General features: G+C 39.9%; 17 protein-coding genes. All 17 read right to left on the reverse strand.

The annotated features are described in order from the left end of the window. Nucleotides 1-67: 67 nt before the first annotated feature. A complete protein-coding gene (locus tag ABJE44_RS14995; protein WP_133471546.1) occupies nt 68-289 on the reverse strand; it encodes a DUF2835 domain-containing protein in 222 nt (73 codons plus the stop codon). 14 nt (nt 290-303) lie between these two features. Next, complete coding sequence (gene pepN / locus ABJE44_RS15000; RefSeq protein WP_348111436.1) at nt 304-2,886, reverse strand: aminopeptidase N; 2,583 nt, start codon at nt 2,884-2,886, stop codon at nt 304-306. 69 nt (nt 2,887-2,955) lie between these two features. After that, the gene (nhaC, locus tag ABJE44_RS15005) at nt 2,956-4,428 is read right to left on the reverse strand and encodes a Na+/H+ antiporter NhaC (protein WP_348111435.1); all 1,473 of its coding nucleotides are present in this window, start codon (nt 4,426-4,428) and stop codon (nt 2,956-2,958) included. 37 nt (nt 4,429-4,465) lie between these two features. Further along, a complete protein-coding gene (locus ABJE44_RS15010; RefSeq protein ID WP_348111434.1) occupies nt 4,466-5,806 on the reverse strand; it encodes a sodium-dependent transporter in 1,341 nt (446 codons plus the stop codon). A 65-nt stretch (nt 5,807-5,871) separates the two neighbouring features. Beyond that, nucleotides 5,872-7,911, reverse strand: coding sequence for a carboxy terminal-processing peptidase (prc, locus tag ABJE44_RS15015; protein ID WP_348111433.1), 2,040 nt, complete (start codon nt 7,909-7,911; stop codon nt 5,872-5,874). Between the two features lie 4 nt (nt 7,912-7,915). Then, entirely contained in the window at nt 7,916-8,560 is a 645-nt protein-coding gene (gene proQ / locus ABJE44_RS15020) for an RNA chaperone ProQ (RefSeq protein ID WP_348111432.1), read from the reverse strand. A gap of 17 nt (nt 8,561-8,577) precedes the next feature. Then, nucleotides 8,578-8,868, reverse strand: a complete 291-nt coding sequence (locus ABJE44_RS15025) for a hypothetical protein (RefSeq protein WP_348111431.1) — start codon at nt 8,866-8,868, stop codon at nt 8,578-8,580. Further along, on the reverse strand, nt 8,869-9,348 hold the full coding sequence (locus tag ABJE44_RS15030) for a GAF domain-containing protein (protein ID WP_348111430.1): 480 nt from the start codon (nt 9,346-9,348) through the stop codon (nt 8,869-8,871). Nucleotides 9,349-9,383: 35 nt separating this feature from the next. Further along, nucleotides 9,384-10,073, reverse strand: coding sequence for an SIMPL domain-containing protein (locus tag ABJE44_RS15035; RefSeq protein WP_348111429.1), 690 nt, complete (start codon nt 10,071-10,073; stop codon nt 9,384-9,386). Nucleotides 10,074-10,416: 343 nt separating this feature from the next. Continuing rightward, entirely contained in the window at nt 10,417-11,595 is a 1,179-nt protein-coding gene (prpF, locus tag ABJE44_RS15040) for a 2-methylaconitate cis-trans isomerase PrpF (protein WP_348111428.1), read from the reverse strand. Between the two features lie 82 nt (nt 11,596-11,677). Continuing rightward, a complete protein-coding gene (acnD, locus tag ABJE44_RS15045; protein ID WP_348111427.1) occupies nt 11,678-14,299 on the reverse strand; it encodes a Fe/S-dependent 2-methylisocitrate dehydratase AcnD in 2,622 nt (873 codons plus the stop codon). Nucleotides 14,300-14,364: 65 nt separating this feature from the next. Beyond that, entirely contained in the window at nt 14,365-15,489 is a 1,125-nt protein-coding gene (prpC, locus tag ABJE44_RS15050; RefSeq protein WP_348111426.1) for a 2-methylcitrate synthase, read from the reverse strand. A gap of 70 nt (nt 15,490-15,559) precedes the next feature. Beyond that, nucleotides 15,560-16,441 (reverse strand): methylisocitrate lyase, encoded by an 882-nt coding sequence (prpB, locus tag ABJE44_RS15055; protein WP_348111425.1) that lies wholly within the window; start codon nt 16,439-16,441, stop codon nt 15,560-15,562. After that, on the reverse strand, nt 16,438-17,115 hold the full coding sequence (locus ABJE44_RS15060) for a GntR family transcriptional regulator (protein WP_348111424.1): 678 nt from the start codon (nt 17,113-17,115) through the stop codon (nt 16,438-16,440). The genes prpB and ABJE44_RS15060 overlap by 4 nt, the downstream gene beginning before the upstream one ends. Nucleotides 17,116-17,208: 93 nt before the next feature. Further along, on the reverse strand, nt 17,209-18,333 hold the full coding sequence (locus ABJE44_RS15065; protein WP_348111423.1) for an alanine--glyoxylate aminotransferase family protein: 1,125 nt from the start codon (nt 18,331-18,333) through the stop codon (nt 17,209-17,211). A gap of 180 nt (nt 18,334-18,513) precedes the next feature. Next, a complete protein-coding gene (locus ABJE44_RS15070) occupies nt 18,514-19,035 on the reverse strand; it encodes a gamma carbonic anhydrase family protein (protein WP_348111422.1) in 522 nt (173 codons plus the stop codon). A 204-nt stretch (nt 19,036-19,239) separates the two neighbouring features. Further along, nucleotides 19,240-20,109: an acyl-CoA thioesterase domain-containing protein gene (locus tag ABJE44_RS15075; RefSeq protein WP_348111421.1), complete on the reverse strand. Its 870-nt coding sequence runs from the start codon at nt 20,107-20,109 to the stop codon at nt 19,240-19,242. Nucleotides 20,110-20,112: the final 3 nt, after the last annotated feature.

Below are 20,112 nucleotides of genomic sequence, written 5' to 3' on the forward strand. Positions count from 1 at the left end.
AATATAAGTAAAACTGTTTATATAAGCACTTAGGGGACATTTGGATAAATAATTATGCAAAAATAATTTAGGCTATTTTTTCAAAACTTTGGAATTTATTGTCACTATTAATAACAAGCCTATAGCGACCTTTAATACCTGTGCGGGTAACATGAGGACGTAAATTTTTTACGGGTAGTTGAATGCGTTTACCGTTGTCTGCTGTCATAACAACGGTATTTATGCCTGGTTGATATAAAGATTCACACTCTTCATATTTTAGGGATAAAGTAAAATAGAATGTCTGCATAAGGTTGCCATTGCCTAAGGCAAACTTTTAGATATTTTTTCAAACAAATCTTTACTAAGCCCCTTAGTATCACCAATGCGCATTAATTGATGTTGCATCAGCGCTTGACGAGTTTTGTCTACTTTTTGCCATTGAATCAAAGGGGTAATGACACGAGCCGCTACCTGAGGGTTAACACTATTGAGCTTTATTAAGTAGTCAGCCACAAACTTATAACCACTACCATTTAAATTATGGAACCCCTTCACATTAAAAAATGCGAAGGTCCCCACTAAGGCTCTCACCCTATTTGGATTATTAATCGTAAATTGGCTGTGGCTCATAAGTAGCTCTATTCGCGACAAAATATCATGCCTATCTGTATTGGCATGGAGTGAAAACCATTTATCAAGCACAAGTGGATCGTTATGCCACTTTTCTTCAAAACGTTGCATCAGACCTTCAAATAAATCTAAATCACAAGTCTGTGATGCCGCTAATGCACCCAATGAATCTGTCATATTATCACAGCTAGAAAATTGTTCGTTTATAAGATCTTTAGCTAAGGTTTTATTCCCTAAGCTTAAGTATTTAAGAGCCAAATTGGTGAGCTTTCGCTGCTCAACTTGTTTTTGATTGTATGCATATTTTGGTTTGGTTTGGTTGTGATAAATATCATTCCATTGCGCCTCAAACGTCTGCCCCATTTGTGTTAAAAGCTGTTTACGGCTTTTATAGAGACTATCAATGTCTACTGAGTCGGCTTGTTGAAACAAGGTTTCAAAACTTGGGACAGTTAAGATCTCAGTTTTAAGGTCGTTCTTAATGTCTTTGCTATTAATCACCCCTTCAAAATATTTAACTGTATCGGCTATTAATTGCTGACCTTCTGCATCTGTTTGCCCACTTGCTTTGTGGATGCATTCACTAAATAAGGATTGCCCTGCATCCCAGCGCGCAAAGTCATCTGGAGACTTAACCATCACTTCGGCTAATTCTGACTGCGTATATTCATACCTTAACTTAACCGGGGCACTAAAATTATGGAGTAAAGATGGTGTTGGTTTAGTACCTACCTCTTTAAATTCTAGAGTTTCAGATGCTGCTGTTAACTCTAAAGTATGTTGTTGGCTATCACTTGAATTCAACAGACTAAATTGAATAGGAACAACTAGGTTTTGCTTTTCTTGCTGATCGAAGGTTGCTTTATGACTTTGCTTAAACGTAATTTTGTAGGTTTTAGTATCTGAGTCGTATTCGTCAGAAACATCAATATTTGGTGTTCCAGATTGGCTATACCACAATCTAAATTGTGTTAGGTCTTTACCGTTTGCATCTTCCATGGCTTGTACGAAGTCATCACAGGTAACAGCCTGACCATCAAAGCGTTCAAAATACAGTTTGGTACCCGCTAAAAATCCTTGTTTACCTAATATGGTATGCAGCATTCTGATCACTTCAGAACCTTTGTCGTACACAGTAACAGTATAGAAATTATTCATTTCCATGACTTCGTCAGGCCTAATAGGATGCGACATAGCACTGGCGTCTTCCGCGAACTGATGTTCTCTGATCACGCGTACATTTTTAATACGATTAACTATAGGTGATCCCATATCAGCACTAAATTGCTGGTCACGAAACACAGTTAAACCTTCCTTTAAACTTAGCTGAAACCAATCCCTACACGTAACCCTGTTACCAGTCCAATTGTGAAAGTATTCATGGCCGATAACGGCTTCAATATTAAAGTAATCTTCATCTGTAGCCGTTTCTGAATTTGCTAACACAAACTTGCTGTTAAACACATTTAGGCCTTTGTTCTCCATGGCTCCCATATTGAAAAAATCCACAGCGACGACCATATAAATATCGAGATCGTATTCTAAGCCAAATTCTGTTTCATCCCACCTCATAGCCTTTTTAAGAGACTCTAATGCGTGAGGACCTCTATCTAACATTCCTTTATCAACAAAAAGCTGTAGTGCAATCTCTCGATTAGATTGGGTTACAAAGGTATCTTCTAAAAGGTCAAAATCCCCCGCTACTAATGCAAACAAGTAACAGGGTTTATTGAATGGGTCTTGCCAAGAAACAAAGTGTTTATTATCCGGTAAATCTCCAGCAGTTACCTTGTTACCATTAGAAAGCAAGAATGGAAATTGGGTTTTATCAGCAATTATTTTGACGTCGTAAACAGCTAGTACGTCAGGTCTATCTAAAAAGTAGGTGATTTTTCTAAAGCCTTCAGCTTCACATTGAGTACAAAACGCGCCAGCAGATAGATATAAACCTTCTAGACTAGAATTTTCTTGAGGGTTAATTATATTCTCAACACGCAACTCAAACTTATCCAGTTCAGTAGGTACAGTTAATGAATCAGGTTCTACTTTATAATCTGTTTGTGCCACACCATTGATAGTAACAGATATCAACTCTAGACTTTCACCATCTAACACTAAGGGCCTATGGTGGCTTCCTTGACGTTCAATTTGTGTAATGCAAACAACTCGAGTCGCAGTAGCATGCAATTCAAATTGTAGATTGACCTTATTGATAGTGAAATCAGCGGGCTGGTAGTCAGCTCTTTTTTTTACTTTTGCAGATATAGTAGACATGGTGCGCTCGAGAAATTACAAATTTTAGCTTGGAAACAGACCATTTATGACTAAATGGCCTTTGTTTAATTATGCTTTAGATACTTTATTTGTTTCAGGTACTGGGATACGAAGTATTTTTATCCCTAAATAAGCATATATAATAGAAAGTACAGGGTTTATTAGGTTGAAAAACGCATAGAACAAGTAATCCAGAGGACTCACTGCTAATACTCCTTGCATATAAACTCCACAGGTATTCCATGGTATAAGTGGTGATGTTAAGGTGCCTCCATCTTCTAGGCTTCTAGACAAATTCAACTGATTTAAACCTCGTTTTTCAAATTCGTCTTTATACATTCTTCCAGGCATAACGATTGCCATATATTGATCCGCAGTAATCAAATTGGTACCGATACAAGTTAAAATGGTACGTGTCACCATATCACCTGCACCTTTAGCCCCTTTTAAAAATGCGGTCACGGCACGCTTTAATAACCCTACTCTTTCTAGCACTGCGCCAAAAGTCATGGCACACATAATTAGCCAAATAGTATTTAACATACTCGACATTCCGCCCCTACTAAGTAGGTCATTGAGGGTTTCACTTGAGGTCGAAAATGATACACCATCGAATAAAGCGGTCCAAACCACCATAATGGATGCTCTTAGGGCGCTTGGTTCATCGCTAGCTAGGTTTGTTATAACGTCTCCTTGAAAAATAATGGCCCAGATACCACCTAAAAGAGCGCCAATGGCAACGGCTGGAAAAGCAGGCACTTTTTTTATCGCCATTGCCAATAATACAAATAAAGGCACTAACATATGAAAACCAAGGTTAAATTCTTGTCCTAAGATAGCCTGCATTTCTTCAATCTTGCTACTGGAATCAGGAATATCTGCACCCAAGCCAATCACCATAAATATAATAAGAGTTATGATAATACTAGGAACAGTTGTCCACATCATATATTGAATATGTTCAAACAAATTAGTACCTGCAATTGCGGGGGCTAAATTTGTTGTTTCTGATAATGGGGATATTTTATCTCCAAAATATGCACCTGATATTATTGCACCAGCGGTGATGGCTTCTGACATGCCCATTCCGATAGCAACTCCCATTAATGCCACACCAACCGTTGCTGCAGTTGTCCATGAGCTACCAATACTCATAGCAACAATGCCACAAATTAAACAACTTGCCGCGTAAAACATTGAAGGATTTAAAAGGTCTAAACCGTAATAAATCAACGTTGGTACAGTGCCTGATAACATCCAAGTACCAATCAAAGAGCCAACAGCTAATAATATTAATATAGCTCCAAGAGACCTTGAAATACCTTTAATTATTCCCTTTTCAATATCTTCCCAACTATAACCATTTTTAATTCCTATGATTGAGGCAATACCCATGGCTATTAATAATGCTATCTGATTAGGCCCGAAGGATGAGTTATCTCCAAATAAATAAACTGACCCGCCTAACAAAGTAATGAGAATGATTATTGGAATGAGAGCATCTGATAATGATGCTTCTATTTGTTTTTTTTCTTCAGTCATGAATTCTTAAGTCCATCTTAGGGTTTTACAAAGGTGCTTATCCAAAAATGGATAGATAAAACATTACTACAATAATAACGGGACATACAAAACGCACATACCAAGGCCAGACCTTCCAAAATATGCTTTGTTCTGCGTGTTCGTTCCCTTGTTTAATTTCAGTTAATATTTGATCTCTTTTCCAAATCCAACCTGCAAAAATACAGAGGACTAAGCCCAACAAAGGTTGACTATATTTAGTTGTTAAATCAACAACTAAGTCAAACAGAGTTGCCATATTAAAAGCGATGGTTGAACTAATTAAGAAAATTATAATGGTTAACAACCAAACTGCTTTTTTACGGTTAACTCCCTTACTTTCAACGACAAAAGCCACAGGTACTTCTAACATAGAAATTGAAGATGTTAACGCAGCAATTAACATTAAGGCAAAAAACACAAAGGCAACAAACACCCCCACTGTACCCATAGAGTCGAATAATGACGGCAAAACAGCGAAGATTAAATTAGGTCCATCAATGAGCACTCCGGTATCCGTAAAAATTTTAATACCATTGTGTAAGGCTACGTACATAGCAGGAATAATCAACATACCGGCGAGTATTGCTACGCCAATATCTACCAAGGCGACCGATGCACCTAAGGTAGGCAAGTTTTCTTTTTTGCTGACATACGATCCATATACAAGCATGGTCCCCACGCCTAATGACATAGAGAAAAAGGCTTGGCCCATGGCATTAATGAGTAATTTGGGATCGAAAATTAAGCTAAAGTCTGGCTGCAAGTATGCTTTCCAACCATCAATTGCACCTTCAAGAGTAGACACATAGATGATCAACAGCGCAATAATAACAAACAAAGCAGGCATTAGACGCACTGACCATTTTTCGATACCTTTACTTACGCCACCAGTTACTATGCTAGCGGTTAAGCATAGAAACAACCCACAGAATAAAATATCTCGTGTATAAGAAGAGGTTACCAACCAAGTCGATAGCGATTCTTGGCCCGTCATATCACTTATGGTTTGCAAGAAATAAGACAACATCCAGCCAGCAACAAGAGCATAGAAGGAAAGAATTAAAGACACGGTAACAAAGCCCCAAACTCCGGCAGCTTTACCAAGAATATTTCCATTAGAAATTTTACTTAGGGCATCAACCATATTGGAACGAGTGGCTCGACCAATGATAAGTTCTGCCATTAATACTGGATAAGCGAGTAAAAAAGCGAGAAGAATATAAATTAAAACAAAAGCTGCGCCGCCGTTACTAGCGACTTGTGTAGGGAACCCCCATATATTACCTAAACCAACAGCTGACCCAGCTGCGGCTAATACAAACCCAATTCGAGATGAAAATTCTCCGCGTGCACTCATGCATTAACCTTTTCTTATTATTTTTATGAAAGATAAATTTAAGGCCCCACTAGAGGCCTTGAGTTTTACTTTTGTTTACTATTAATTGCGTATACATCAGCAGCCAAAACATCATAGGTAATGTTTGCCGCTTCTTCTAAAAATCCATCAATTTCGTCTAACTCTTCTGGCAAGTCATCTAAGTTTTCTACTTTCTCAAGTCCTAACCTAGCTAAACGTTCATTGGTTCTTACTAAAGCACGCTTTTCGTTTTCCGCTTTTTCGCTTACACGCTCAGATTCAACTAACGATATAGTTTTATCTTCTTTTTTAAGGTTATAGCGAACCATATCTTCATAGATATAGTTAAACTCGGTTTTGACTCTTTGTTTATGAAGTGCCGTTAGATTTTCGACTACATTTTTGTTTTCACCAAAAGTAGTATAATTGGCTCGAGCAATACTATCCCAAGGTAAAGCATTATCTTCTTGGCTTTCACCCCAATCAGCATGATCAATCACTGATGGGAATAAAATATCTGGTATCACACCTTTGTGCTGTGTACTGCCACCATTAATGCGGTAAAACTTAGCTATAGTAAATTGCACGCTGCCCAAAGGGTTTTCATATAAGTCATAAATACGACCTAATGGACGGTGTTGTTGTACCGTACCTTTACCAAAAGTCTGTTCACCTAATATCAAAGCTCGATTGTAATCTTGCATAGCGGCAGCAAAAATTTCTGAGGCTGAAGCACTATAACGGTCAACTAAAACAGTTAAAGGACCGTCGTAGAAAACCTTACCATCAACATCTTGCTCTAACCTTATACGACCGGCCCCATCTCTTATTTGTACAACTGGGCCTTTATCGATAAATAAACCTGACAATAAGGTTGCTTCTGTCAAGGAGCCTCCACCATTACCACGTAAATCAACGATTATACCCTCAACCCCTTGTTCTGTAAGGCTTGCAATTTCTCGTTGTACATCTTGGTGCAATTTGTTGTAAAAAGAAGGGATAGCAATCACCCCTAATTTTTGGTCTTTGTGAGGGCCTGTTTTGGGCGTATAAACTTCAGATTTGGCTTCTCTGTCTTCTAGTTTGATTTTATCACGAATTAAAGTGACAACATCCGGAACTGTCGATTCAGAAGAGCCCTTCATAATCTGTAGTTTTACAGTGCTTCCCTTTGGCCCTTTAATTAACTCAACCACTTCATCTAAGCGCCAGCCAATGACATCAACAAATTCATCTTCGTCTTGAGCCACACCAACAATCTTATCTTCTGGTTTTATCTTCTGTGACAAATCCGCAGGTCCGCCAGGCACTACGCTGCGGATAACCGTAAAATCATCTTCACTTAATAGGACGGCTCCAATACCTTCAAAAGACAGATTCATTTCCATTTGAAAGCGTTCGGCATTTCGTGGTGATAAATAACTGGTATGAGCCTCAATACTTCTTGCAAATGAATGCATCACTGTCTGAAATACATCTTCACTTGAGGTTTGAGTTAAGCGTTTGATGGCTCGCTCGTACCGTTTAGCTAATAGCTCTTGAATTTTTGGCCAATCTTTACCGGCTAGCTTTAAATTAAGAGCATCATACTTAACTCTTTGACGCCAAAGTTCATCAAGTTCAGCTTCGTTTTTTGCCCACTCAGCATCTTCTCTGTCGTAAACAAATTTGTCACTCGCTTCTTCAAAGTTAAACTCTTTGTCTAACAAGCTAAGGGCAAATTGATAACGCTCAGTCCGGCGCTGCATGTTTAACTGGTATATTTCGTAAGCAATACCTAAATTGCCCCTTTCAATAGCATCATCGAATTTTTTACTATTTACAGCAAACTTGGCAATATCTTCGGCTGTAAACACGTTACGATTAAAATCTAATGAACGAATAAAACGGTCAAATATTTTTACAGATAATTCATCATCTAAATCAATTGGTTTGTAATGGGCCCGCAAAAATTGAGATGACACTCTTTTAGCTGCAGCTACATGTTGCGATTCTTGAGTGAGCACGGGTAAATCTTTAACGCCTAAACTGCTTTCTAGGGCTAATGAGCCGGTGCTTACTATAACTAATGCGGATAATACCGATACACGAATTGATTTAATCATTTAATTACCTCTTGGTGCGAGCCAACCTTAAGTTTTCTAATTGCACTTTGACAACCATTCCTGAATCAAGTTGCACCTGAATACCATCTTTCGCAACATCAGTAATGGTTGCAGGCATAGGCGTTTTACCAACTTTTACTGTAACCGCAGTACCGGCAACGATTTGACTATCATTGAGGCGCTCTGCTGGAGGTAGCTTTTCTTTAGGTTGGCTAGGCTTTTTAACTTTGGATGTGGGCTTAAATTTAGGAACATCTTTCTTCTTGAAGTTTTTCTTTACATCTAAACCTGCTGCTTTTTGTTCTTTGCGTTTAGCGGCAACTTTGGCTTTACTTTCTTCAAGCTGTTTTTGTGCATGCTCTACATGTTCATCATCTATTGCTGCTACTTCGTTGCCATCAATATCGACACGTTGTGCACCTTTTTTAATGCTATGTAAATAACGCCAGCTATTGGTGTAATGACGTAAAGATGAGCGTAGTAATGTTTTACTTACACGTTCTTCTTCCGCTAAACGTTCTGCTAAATCTTGGAATATTCCGATCTTTAACGGTTTTGCGTCACCTTTACTACTGAAACAGGCTGGAAATTGTTCAACTAAGAAGCTAATTACTTCTTTGCTGTTCGAAAATTTTTGTGGATTGTCCATTAAGTCTTCTAGTTTGGTTAATTACGAGGTTCTTGGTGCTCATCATCCCAAGTTGCTAGAAGTTGGTCAACCCAGTCGTACAAATCATCGTCATCAATATCGAGTAAATGGCTATCTTCTCGCCAATTTTCCCAAATATATTGGATCATGTTCTCCAAAGACTCAGTTTTTATGTCTTCATCGGCATGATCATACAACATGTGTAACAGAGTATTGAGTCTATCAGCGGCATCATCTGCTCGGTCTTCCCAAAAATCCATGTCATCAACGGTTGCAAGAGCAACATGAATATCAACTAAGTTTTTCATCTACTTGCCTACTTCTAAATTCAATGATTTTTCAAAGACTTCAACTATTTTCGATAATCCAACTTTATCTTGCTCATCAAATCTAGCAACTAATGGACTATCTAGGTCTAGTACTCCAAACACTTTTCCGTCTTTAAGTATGGGCAAAACAATTTCAGAGTTTGATGCTGCATCGCAAGAAATATGACCTGCAAATTCATGCACGTCTTCAATAAGCTGAATCTGGTTATCTTGTGCTGCGGTACCACATACTCCTCTACCAAGTGGAATGCGGATACAGGCTGGTTGACCGTGAAAAGGTCCTAGTACTAATTGCGCTTCTTTATGGAGATAAAACCCCGCCCAATTAACATCAGCTAATGCCCAGTAAATAAGGGAGCTAATATTTGCCATATTAGCGATCACATCTGTTTCAGATGAAACTAAGGCTTCTGCTTGGGCGGCTAACTCAGCATACTGTTGTTTTTTATTTTGATTCATTCAATAAAACCTAAGGTGTTAATCTGTATAGCCAGCTATTCCAAAGAAAACACCACCCTAACTTGAGTTTCGGTAGTCATTTCTCCAGGCTGGTAACTACTGCTAGACTTGGCCTCTTGCATTCGCATTTGAACCGGCATAACTTGTCCTGCTGATTGCTCAGATATGGATATCACTTTGCCTAATTTCAAGTCTAATGTTTTTACCATGTCTTGAGCCCTAGCTTTTGCGTTCAATAAAGCTTGGCGTAATGACATTTGATATTCAACTTCAGACTGACTGCTACTGTAATTAAAATTTGAAATACTGGTGATACCCAATTTTAACACTTCATCAATCGCTTTTTCGTAAATTTGAAGGTCATCCACAGTGACGTTTATGGTGCGCGTTAGAATAAAACCTTTATGTTCACGTTTCTGATTGCTGTATTCAACCCAAGGGTTAAACCTGACTTGTAAAGCTTGTAACGATTTCTTATTTACCCCTACCTTGAGCAAAGCGTTAATCACATTGGTAGATTTTTTAGTCATTACAGTGTTTAAATCTGCGGCTGAACGACCCTTTTCCTCTATGGATAACGAAAAACTAAATCTGTCAGGCACACTAAATACTTGCCCTACTCCAGTTACTTCTATTTGCCGAGTTAAATCGACAGACGAGTTAGACTGCTTAGCATGACTTTGGCTAACGCAGGTTAAAATTAAAATTAATATAATAATACGCATAACTATTCCTGTTTGAATCGAGCGAGTTATCTTAAAGGTTTTTTATGAACCTTAACTTAACAAAATGTAAATAATCAGCTCTTTGAATTAACTGTAAAAAGTAAATTTTTCAGGGGCATTATTATAGATAGCAATACAGGATTGGCAGATACAGCTAGGATCTACATTTTCATTGAGTTGAGCTTTTAATCCGGCGGGTATACTAGTGTTAAAACACCAACAACTACCCAGCTCTGCACTACATTCATTGGCCTTGCAACACAGAGGGCATATTGAAGCGCTTTTTGGTAATGACTGAGGCATAGAAAAACAGCCTTTCTAGTTTTAAGGTTATCGAACTAGTTTAAAAAGATTTAGCAGGAATATAAACCTCTCCTTTCATTAATTTTCTGGCACTACGGCTCATCGATACTTTTTTCACCATCCATACTTCATTAGCAAGTTTTGTCTCTGCCCCCACTTTCAAGGTACCTGATGGATGACCAAATATTACAGAGTTTTTGGGGCCACCACCAGCCGCTAAATTAACCAAAGTACCGGGAATAGCCGCAGCAGTACCGATTGCTACTGCTGCTGTTCCCATCATGGCATGGTGTAATTTACCCATAGATAAGGCCCGAGCTGATAAATCAATATCTTTAGCCATGACCGTTTTCCCACTTGAAGTTTGATATTCAGAGCTTGGTGATACAAAACCAATTTTGGGAGTATGTTGCCGTTCTTTTGCCTGCTCTAAATGTTCTATCAATCCCATTTTCAGTGCACCGTAGGCCCTTATAATCTCAAATTTAGCAAGGGCCGACTCATCGCTATTGATAGTTTCTTGTAATTCAGTGCCTTGATATCCAAGTGCTTTGGCATCAAGAAATATAGTGGGGATACCAGCGTTAATCATAGTCGCTTTAAAAGTACCCACACCGGGTACAGATAATTCATCAACCAAATTGCCCGTTGGGAACATGGCTTCTTCGCCATCCACAGGGTTAACAAATTCAACTTTCACCTCAGCAGCAGGAAAAGTCACCCCATCTAATTCAAAATCACCGCTTTCTTGAACTTGGCCATTAACCATAGGGACATAGGCTATTATGGTTTTACTAATATTAGCTTGCCAAATACGCACGACTGCAACGCCGTTATCGGGAACACGATTGTTATCTATTAAACCATTGCTTATTGCGAATGAGCCAACTGCTGCGGTCAAATTTCCACAATTACCACTCCAGTCGATAAACGGTTTGTCTATAGCCACTTGTCCGAATAAATAATCGACATCATGTTCAGTTTGGTTGCTTTTAGATAAAATCACTATTTTACTGGTACTTGAGGTAGCACCACCCATGCCATCGGTATGTTTACCGTAGGGATCAGGACTACCAATGACTCTCATTAATAATGCATCTCTAGCAGCACCCGCCATTTGAGTTGACTCAGGCATATCGGCTAGTTTAAAAAATACACCTTTACTGGTACCGCCACGCATGTACGTGGCTGGCACAGCCACTTGAGGAAGATAAGACATAGTGTTTTCCTAATTCTTTATTGAAGAATAGACGGCACTAACTTCAGGTTAAGTACCGCTAAAGCGCCAATTCTAATTGAAATCAAGGGGCGTTTGATTCAAGAAAATCATTTGCAAATTTTTGCAGTACACCGCCAGCAGTATAAACAGAAACTTCCTCTGCTGTGTCTAAGCGACACTTAACTGCAATGTCTACCACTTCACCATTGTTTCTAGTCATCTTAAGGTTCATTACACCGCCAGGGGCTGTTGCACCTTCTACATCATAGGTTTCGCTACCATCAATATCATAGGTATGTCGAGTTTCTCCATTTATAAATTCTAGTGGTAATACCCCCATACCGACTAAATTGGTACGATGAATTCGTTCAAATCCTTCAGATATGATCACTTCAACACCGGCTAAGCGGACGCCTTTAGCCGCCCAATCACGAGAAGAGCCTTGACCATAGTCAGCACCCGCGATAATAATCAGTGGCTGTTTGCGTTTCATGTAGGTCTCAATTGCCTCCCACATGCGAGATTCAGTCCCATCGGGCTCAACATGAGTAAACGAACCTTGCTTTATTTTACCCTCATCATCTTTACACATTTCATTGAACAGTTTTGGATTAGCAAAGGTTGCACGTTGCGCGGTTAAATGGTCTCCCCTGTGTGTGGCGTACGAGTTAAAATCAGCTTCTGGTAAACCCATTTTATGTAAATATGCCCCAGCCGCGCTATTTAATTGAATCGCATTTGATGGAGATAAGTGATCTGTCGTAATGTTATCTCCAAGAACGGCTAGTGGTCGCATCCCTTTCATTGTGCGTTCGCCCGCTAGTGCACCTTCCCAATATGGTGGTCGACGAATGTAGGTACTGGTTGGATCCCAATCATATAGTGGGCTTTCAGCTGGCTCAAAGGAGCCTAGGTCAAACATAGGTGTATAAACCTTTTTGAACTGCTCAGGTTTAACACTCGATGTTACTATGGCATCAATTTCGTTATCCGATGGCCAAATATCTTTCAGCTTGATTTGGTTACCATTTCGATCAAACCCTAAGACATCATTTTCAATATCAAAGCGCATGGTACCAGCAATAGCATAAGCCACCACTAATGGTGGTGATGCTAAAAAAGCTTGTTTAGCATAAGGATGAATACGGCCGTCAAAATTACGGTTACCGGATAATACAGCTGTTGAATACAAGTCTCGGTCGATGATTTCTTGTTGGATTTTAGGATCAAGGGCCCCAGACATACCATTACAAGTCGTACATGCGTAACCAACTATACCAAAGCCTAATTTTTCCATTTCTGGTAATAAACCAGATTCTTCCAAGTAAAGCTTGGCAACTTTTGACCCTGGTGCAAACGAAGACTTAACCCAAGGCTTTCTAACCAACCCTAATTCGTTCGCTCTTTTTGCGATAAGGCCTGCGGCAACAAGGTTACGAGGATTAGAAGTGTTTGTACATGAGGTGATGGCGGCAATAATAACTGCACCATCTGGCATTTCGCCATTAGCCTCTTGGACTTTACAATCATTCAAGTTCTTAGCAATGTCTTTTATGACTAGCTCTGAGGTTGCTAATCTACGATGAGGATTAGACGGCCCCGCTAAATTACGGCCAACATGCGATAAGTCAAATTCTAGTACCCGTTGGTACTGAGCTTCAGTTAAATCATCAGCCCACAAACCAGTGTGCTTAGCATAGGCTTCGACTAATTCAACTTGCTCTGGCTCCCTGCCAGTAATTTTTAAATAATCAATGGTCTGCTTATCAATATAAAATAATCCAGCTGAAGCCCCATACTCAGGTGTCATATTCGAAATGGTGGCCCTATCGCCTATGGTTAATGCAGCTGTGCCTTCTCCAAAAAATTCTAAATATGCAGACACCACTTTGGCTTCACGTAAGAATTCTGTCATAGCGAGTACTATATCTGTGGCCGTAATTCCCGGCTGCCGAGTACCAGATATTTTTACGCCGATAATATCAGGTAGCCTCATCATTGATGGCCGCCCAAGCATGACGGTCTCTGCTTCTAAACCACCAACCCCTATAGCAATAACCCCCAATGCATCAACGTGTGGAGTATGGCTATCGGTTCCTACACATGTATCAGGAAAGGCCACGCCATCACGAAGTTGGATAACCGGAGACATTTTTTCTAAGTTTATTTGGTGCATGATGCCGTTACCCGCTGGGATAACATCAACATTTTTAAAGGCGGTTTTAGTCCATTCAATAAAGTGAAACCTGTGTTCGTTGCGTCTGTCTTCAATGGCTCGGTTTTTGTTAAAAGCGTCCCTTTCAAAGCCGCCGTGTTCCACTGCCAAGGAATGATCCACAATTAGCTGAGTGGGTACAACAGGGTTAACTTTTGCTGGGTCGCCGCCCTGCTCTGCTATGGCATCTCGCAAGCCTGCTAAATCAACCAGTGCGGTTTGACCTAAAATATCATGACAAACAACACGGGCTGGATACCAAGGAAAATCAAGCTCTTGTTTACTATAAATAAGTTGCTCAAGGGAGGCTGTTAGTACTTCAGGAGAGCACTTTCTAACTAACTGCTCTGCGAGTACCCGTGAGGTATAAGGTAACTTTTTATAAGCCCCTTTACAGATGTTTTCTATTGCTTCTCTGGTATCAAAGAAGTCAATGGAAGTACCTCCAATCTTATAATTTGGAAGGGGTTTACGGTATTCATAATTCATAAAAGTGCTCAAAAGGTCATTCAGGGAATAAAGGCCGAAACAGCTAAACGGCCTGCCTTATCTAATTACCGCTGTGATATTGCCTTTACGGTTCTAGGTTCTGCCCCTACATAATCTGCACTGGGCCTGATAATACGGTTGTTTGAACGTTGCTCCATCACATGAGCAGCCCAACCCGTTAGTCGTGAGCATACAAAAATGGGGGTAAATAACTTGGTCGGTATGCCCATGTAAAAATAAGCGGAGGCATGGAAGAAGTCGGCATTACAAAATAACTTTTTGGACTCCCACATAAACTCTTCGCAGGCTACCGATACATCGTACAATGTACTATCACCATATTGTGTTGCTAGCTTTTCAGACCACTTTTTTATAATGACATTGCGTGGATCAGATTCACGATAAATCGCATGACCAAACCCCATAATTTTTTCTTTGCGGGCTAACATTCCGGCCATTTTTTGTTTGGCATCAGCTGGAGAAGTAAATTGTTTAATCATGTCCATAGCGGCTTCGTTGGCCCCACCGTGTAAAGGACCTCTCAAAGAACCAATAGCACCTGTAATACATGAATGCATATCAGATAAGGTAGACGCACACACGCGAGCTGTGAAAGTAGAAGCATTAAACTCATGTTCGGCGTACAAAATAAGAGATACATCCATCACCTTTTGATGCTGTGCTGATGGCGTATTACCTGTTAGTAATTTTAGAAAGTGTCCCCCTAGAGAAGGCTCATCACTTGTACACTGTATTTCGATACCTTCATGGCTGTAGCGGTACCAAAAGCACATAATCGCAGGAAATGCAGCAAGTAGTCGATTAGCAGCTTGGTTTTGATTAGAAAAATCACCTTCAGGCTCTAGGTTCCCCAAAAATGAGCAACCTGTGCGCATGACATCCATGGGGTGAGCATCTGCAGGGATTAATTTTAAAACGGACTTAAGCGCTTCCGGCAAATCGCGCTGCTTCGTGAGTTCTTGATTATATTTATCTAACTGTGCTTGATTTGGAAGCTCACCGTTAAATAGTAAATAAGCCACTTCTTCAAAGGTTGCGTTATCAGCAAGATCGGATACATCATAACCACAATAGGTTAGCCCGGAGCCAGATTTCCCTACTGTACACAATTTAGTATCACCAGCACTTTGGCCACGTAAGCCTGCACCACCGAGTTTTTTATCTACCATAATTTTGTCCTGTTTGTTAACAACGTCAACGCGTAATCACTACGCAGTACTTAAAATAGATCCATATCGATTATTTGTTTTTTCCTTCAGAGAACAAAGTATCTAGCTTTTGTTCATATTCGTGATAACCAAGGTAATCGTATAACTCCATACGAGTCTGCATTGTTTCGACAACCGCTTTTTGATCGCCATTGACAAGGATAGACTGGTAAACATTTTCAGCGGCTTTGTTCATGGCCCTAAACGCACTAAGTGGATACAACACCATAGCAGCGCCCCACTCTTTCAATTCACTGGTGTTCCACAATTCGGTTTGTCCAAATTCGGTAATATTCGCCAAAATAGGCACGTCTAAGGCTTCTGAAAAAGCACGATAGTGCGCTTCAGTTTTTACCGCTTCTGCGAAAATTCCATCTGCTCCCGCTGCGACATAAGCCTTTGCTCTGTTTATGGCAGCTTCTAATCCTTCTTGGGCAAAGGAATCGGTTCTCGCCATGATAAAAAAGTCAGAGTCAGTACGAGCGTCAACTGCAGCTTTGATGCGGTCCACCATTTCTTCGCTAGAGACAATCTCTTTATTCGGTCTATGACCACAGCGTTTTTGAGCAACTTGGTCTTCCATATGTACGGCTGCGGCACCGGCCTTTTCCATATCTCTGATGGTTTTAGCAATATTAAAAGCTCCGCCCCATCCCGTATCTATATCAACCATTAGGGGTAAATCGCAGGCTGCAGTAATTCGTTGCACATCTACAATCACATCATTTAATGATGTCATTCCTAAGTCTGGTAACCCATAAGAGGCATTTGCTACACCACCTCCTGATAAATAAATAGCTTTATGTCCAATTTGCTTTGCCATCATGGCCGTATAAGCATTGATAGTGCCTACAATTTGTAGTGGAGTATTGTTTATAAGGGCGTCGCGAAAACGCTTTCCTGCTGATTTCATAGTGTGTTCATCCGATTTTCAACGTTTAGACGGGATGCTGATATATGCCTGCGCATGAGTATTTCAGCTAGCTCACCATCTTTATCTTCGATGGCTTGAATGATGTTTTCGTGCTCTCTAAAGGCTTTTTTGGCTCTGGGGCTTGCCATACCAAACTGAAAGCGATACATGCGTACAAGGTAATACAATTCTTCGCACAACAGGCGTATCAATAACTTATTGCCGCTGCCCATTACAATACGGAAGTGAAAGTCTAGATCCCCCTCTTCTTGCATGTAGGCTTCGCCTTGCTGTAACGACTCAGTTTGATTATGGATAACGAGGAGCTTTCGTAGGTCGTCAATGTGTTCTTTTGACATATTTTTAGCAGCTAACCTACATGCGGTGCCTTCTAAAGATTCTCTTACTCTAAATATTTCTAAAAGCTGTTCTGTCGACAATGTCACAACACGATAGCCAATGTTGGCCTTACGTTCTAACAAGCCACAGCCTTCTAATCGAGACAAAGCATCTCGTAAAGTACTACGGCTAATTTCATAATGTTTGGCTAACTCTGGCTCACTAAGTTTAGAGCCAGTAAATATATCGCCTTCAACTATACGCTGGCGCAAATCAGTGAAAACTGTATCGGCTCGGGTGAGCTTAGGAGGTGCAGTAAATGTATTAGGTTGCAAATTATATTGTCGACAAAGTAAGTGATGAAAAACAGTTTAACTTGTTTTTATGAGATATCAAGACTAATTGTCGACAATATTTATAAGGTGAGGTTATTTAAGTACTTCAGTTAAAGCATTAACACAATAATCCACATTCTTTTGACTAGAGGCGCATCCCATAAGACCAATTCGCCAAACTTTGCCAGCTAACGCCCCTAATCCGGCACCAATTTCTAAATTATAGTCATTCAGAAGCTTAGTTCTGACTTCGGCGTCATCAACATGTTCTGGAATACGCACAGTATTCAATTGTGGTAGGCGATATTTTTCGTCAACCGCAAATTCTAAACCTAAGTTTTCTAGCCCAGCTTTCAGACTTAAATGGTTAGCTTGATGCCTTTGCCAAGATTGCTCTAAGCCCTCTTGTTTTAAAATCAGCAATGACTCGTGCAGAGCATAAAGGCTGTTGACAGGAGCAGTATGATGATAAGCGCGCTTTGCTCCCTTACCCCAATACCCCATCACCAGATCCATATCTAAAAACCAACTTTGAACTGGTGTTTTTCTAGCTTTGATTGCATCAATTGCCGTTGAGCTAAAAGACACAGGAGACAACCCAGGTACACATGATAAACATTTTTGTGTACCTGAATATATGGCATCTATTTGCCATTCATCTACTTTAAGCTCACTGCCCCCTAGAGACGTTACTGCGTCAACAATCGTTAGGCAGTTATATTGTTTGGCTAACTTACATAAAGCTTGGGCATCATTTAATACGCCAGTAGACGTTTCTGCATGAACAAAGGCTACGGCTTTAGTATCCGGGTTCGCATCTAATGCATCTTTAAGCTTATCTAGACTTGTCTGCATGCCCCATTCATCTTGAACTGTAATGGCAACACCGCCACAACGCTCTACATTTTGTTGCATGCGGCCACCAAACACGCCATTTTGGCACACAATAACTTTGTCCCCTGGCTCAACTAAGTTAACGAATACCGCTTCCATCCCTGCAGAACCAGGTGCAGAAATTGGCATAGTGAGCTCATTTTTAGTTTGAAAGGCATACTGTAATAAAGCTTTCACCTCATCCATCAGTGCAACAAACTCGGGGTCTAAATGTCCAATAGTTGGCCTAGCTAGGGCGTGTAACACTTGCGGATAAACATCAGATGGGCCTGGCCCCATTAAAATACGATTAGGGGGAATAAAAGAAGAAAATGTTGTAGACATAATACATAACCTATAGAAATACGATAAATAGAGTGTGCCAATGTTTATTTAACTCAACAAGCACTTAATATTGAGCATAAACAAGATAAATATCACACACTTAAAGAATGACATTATTACTATATTTGATAACAGCTAAAAGCAATAATGCGATGAATATGGGTGCCTTAAGAGCACATTTTATGTTTGTTCTTGTAAGGCTTCTGAAAACCATTTTGCATTATCAACGTAATGCTGAGCAGATTTTTCTAAAAACTTGCGCTGTTCTAAAGGAATACTCTTAACCACTTTCGCTGGGCTTCCCATAACCAATGAGCCGTCTGGGATCTCCATGTTTTCAGTCACTAAACTATTGGCACCGATAACACAATGCTTGCCAATTTTAGCACCGTTTAAGACCACACTATTAATACCTATAAGGCTATAATCTTGGATGCTACAACCGTGTAGCATCACTTTATGGCCTACAGTGACCCCTTTTCCTAATGTCATGGGCACACCATGGTCGGTGTGTAATATTGCTCCGTCTTGAATATTGCTATCTTCGCCAACAGTAATAAGGTCGCAATCACCGCGTATCACGGCGTTAAACCAAACACTGACATTTTTCTCTAGCTTTACTTGCCCAATAACATGGCAACCTGGCGCTAAATAAACGCCTTGAGCTTTTTCTACTCTATGTTTACCTAATGAATACATCATAATTTGCCTAATATCAGTTCTAGCTAAGAAATATCGTAAACGTTAAATTTTACGATAACTTCTGAAAGTTAAATAATGTTTAAACTTATCAGTACTCTTAACTGTAAGGACAAGAACAATATTTTGTTTCTATAAAATCTCTATTCTAAACTCACTTAAAGCAACGTTTAGAGAGACGAAAAACGCCTTTTTGCAGGCGTTTTCTTATCTAGGATTGCGGTTATTAACCTTTCGCATTAACCCTTCTTGCATAGTTGAAGCGACTAGTTTACCTGCTTGATTGAAAAATTGCCCCCTGACCAAACCTCTTGCACTGCCCGAAAATGGGCTTTCAGCACAATACAGTAGCCACTCGTCAAAATCGAAAGGATGATGAAACCACATTGAGTGATCTATGGTCGCTATACGTAAATCTCTATCACGGACTGAGATACCGTGAGGTTGCAAACTTGTGGCTAAAAAATTGTAATCTGAAGCATAGGCCAACATAACCTGGTTTAAGTTAATATTACCTGACAAAACTTCTTCAGCCTTCATCCAAATATAACGCTTAGGCTCTAATACTTCAGGGCTATTAATATCAATAGTTTGTACAGTTCGCATATCAATTACTTTGTGGTAAGCAATATTGGTTGGGCTAGCTCCCAACTCTTTTGCAATTTGTTCCATTAATTTAATATCTGGTGTAATAGTTTCAGGTGCTGGTACATCTGGCATTACCGCAGCTTGATGCTCTAAACCAACTTCAGGCATTTGAAAGGAAGCTGTCATATAAAAAATACTTTCACCATTTTGTATGGCTTTTATACGGCGGGTTGAAAAACTTCCACCATCGCGGACGTTTTCAACATCGAACACCACTTGCTTAGTGGCATCACCAGGCAATAAAAAGTAACTATGAAAAGAGTGTGCGACCCTGCCTTCAGGTAAAGTCAATTGAGCAGCAGCTAGGGCTTGGGCTAAAACTTGGCCTCCAAACAAGGCTCTAAATCCAAGATCCCAACTTTGGCCTCTAAACAATCCTTGTTCTAAGGTTTCTAAATTAAATAAATCGGCTAATTTTACGTCTGACATGTT

The organism is Paraglaciecola sp. (assembly GCF_039942875.1).
Taxonomy (GTDB): Bacteria; Pseudomonadota; Gammaproteobacteria; order Enterobacterales; family Alteromonadaceae; genus Paraglaciecola.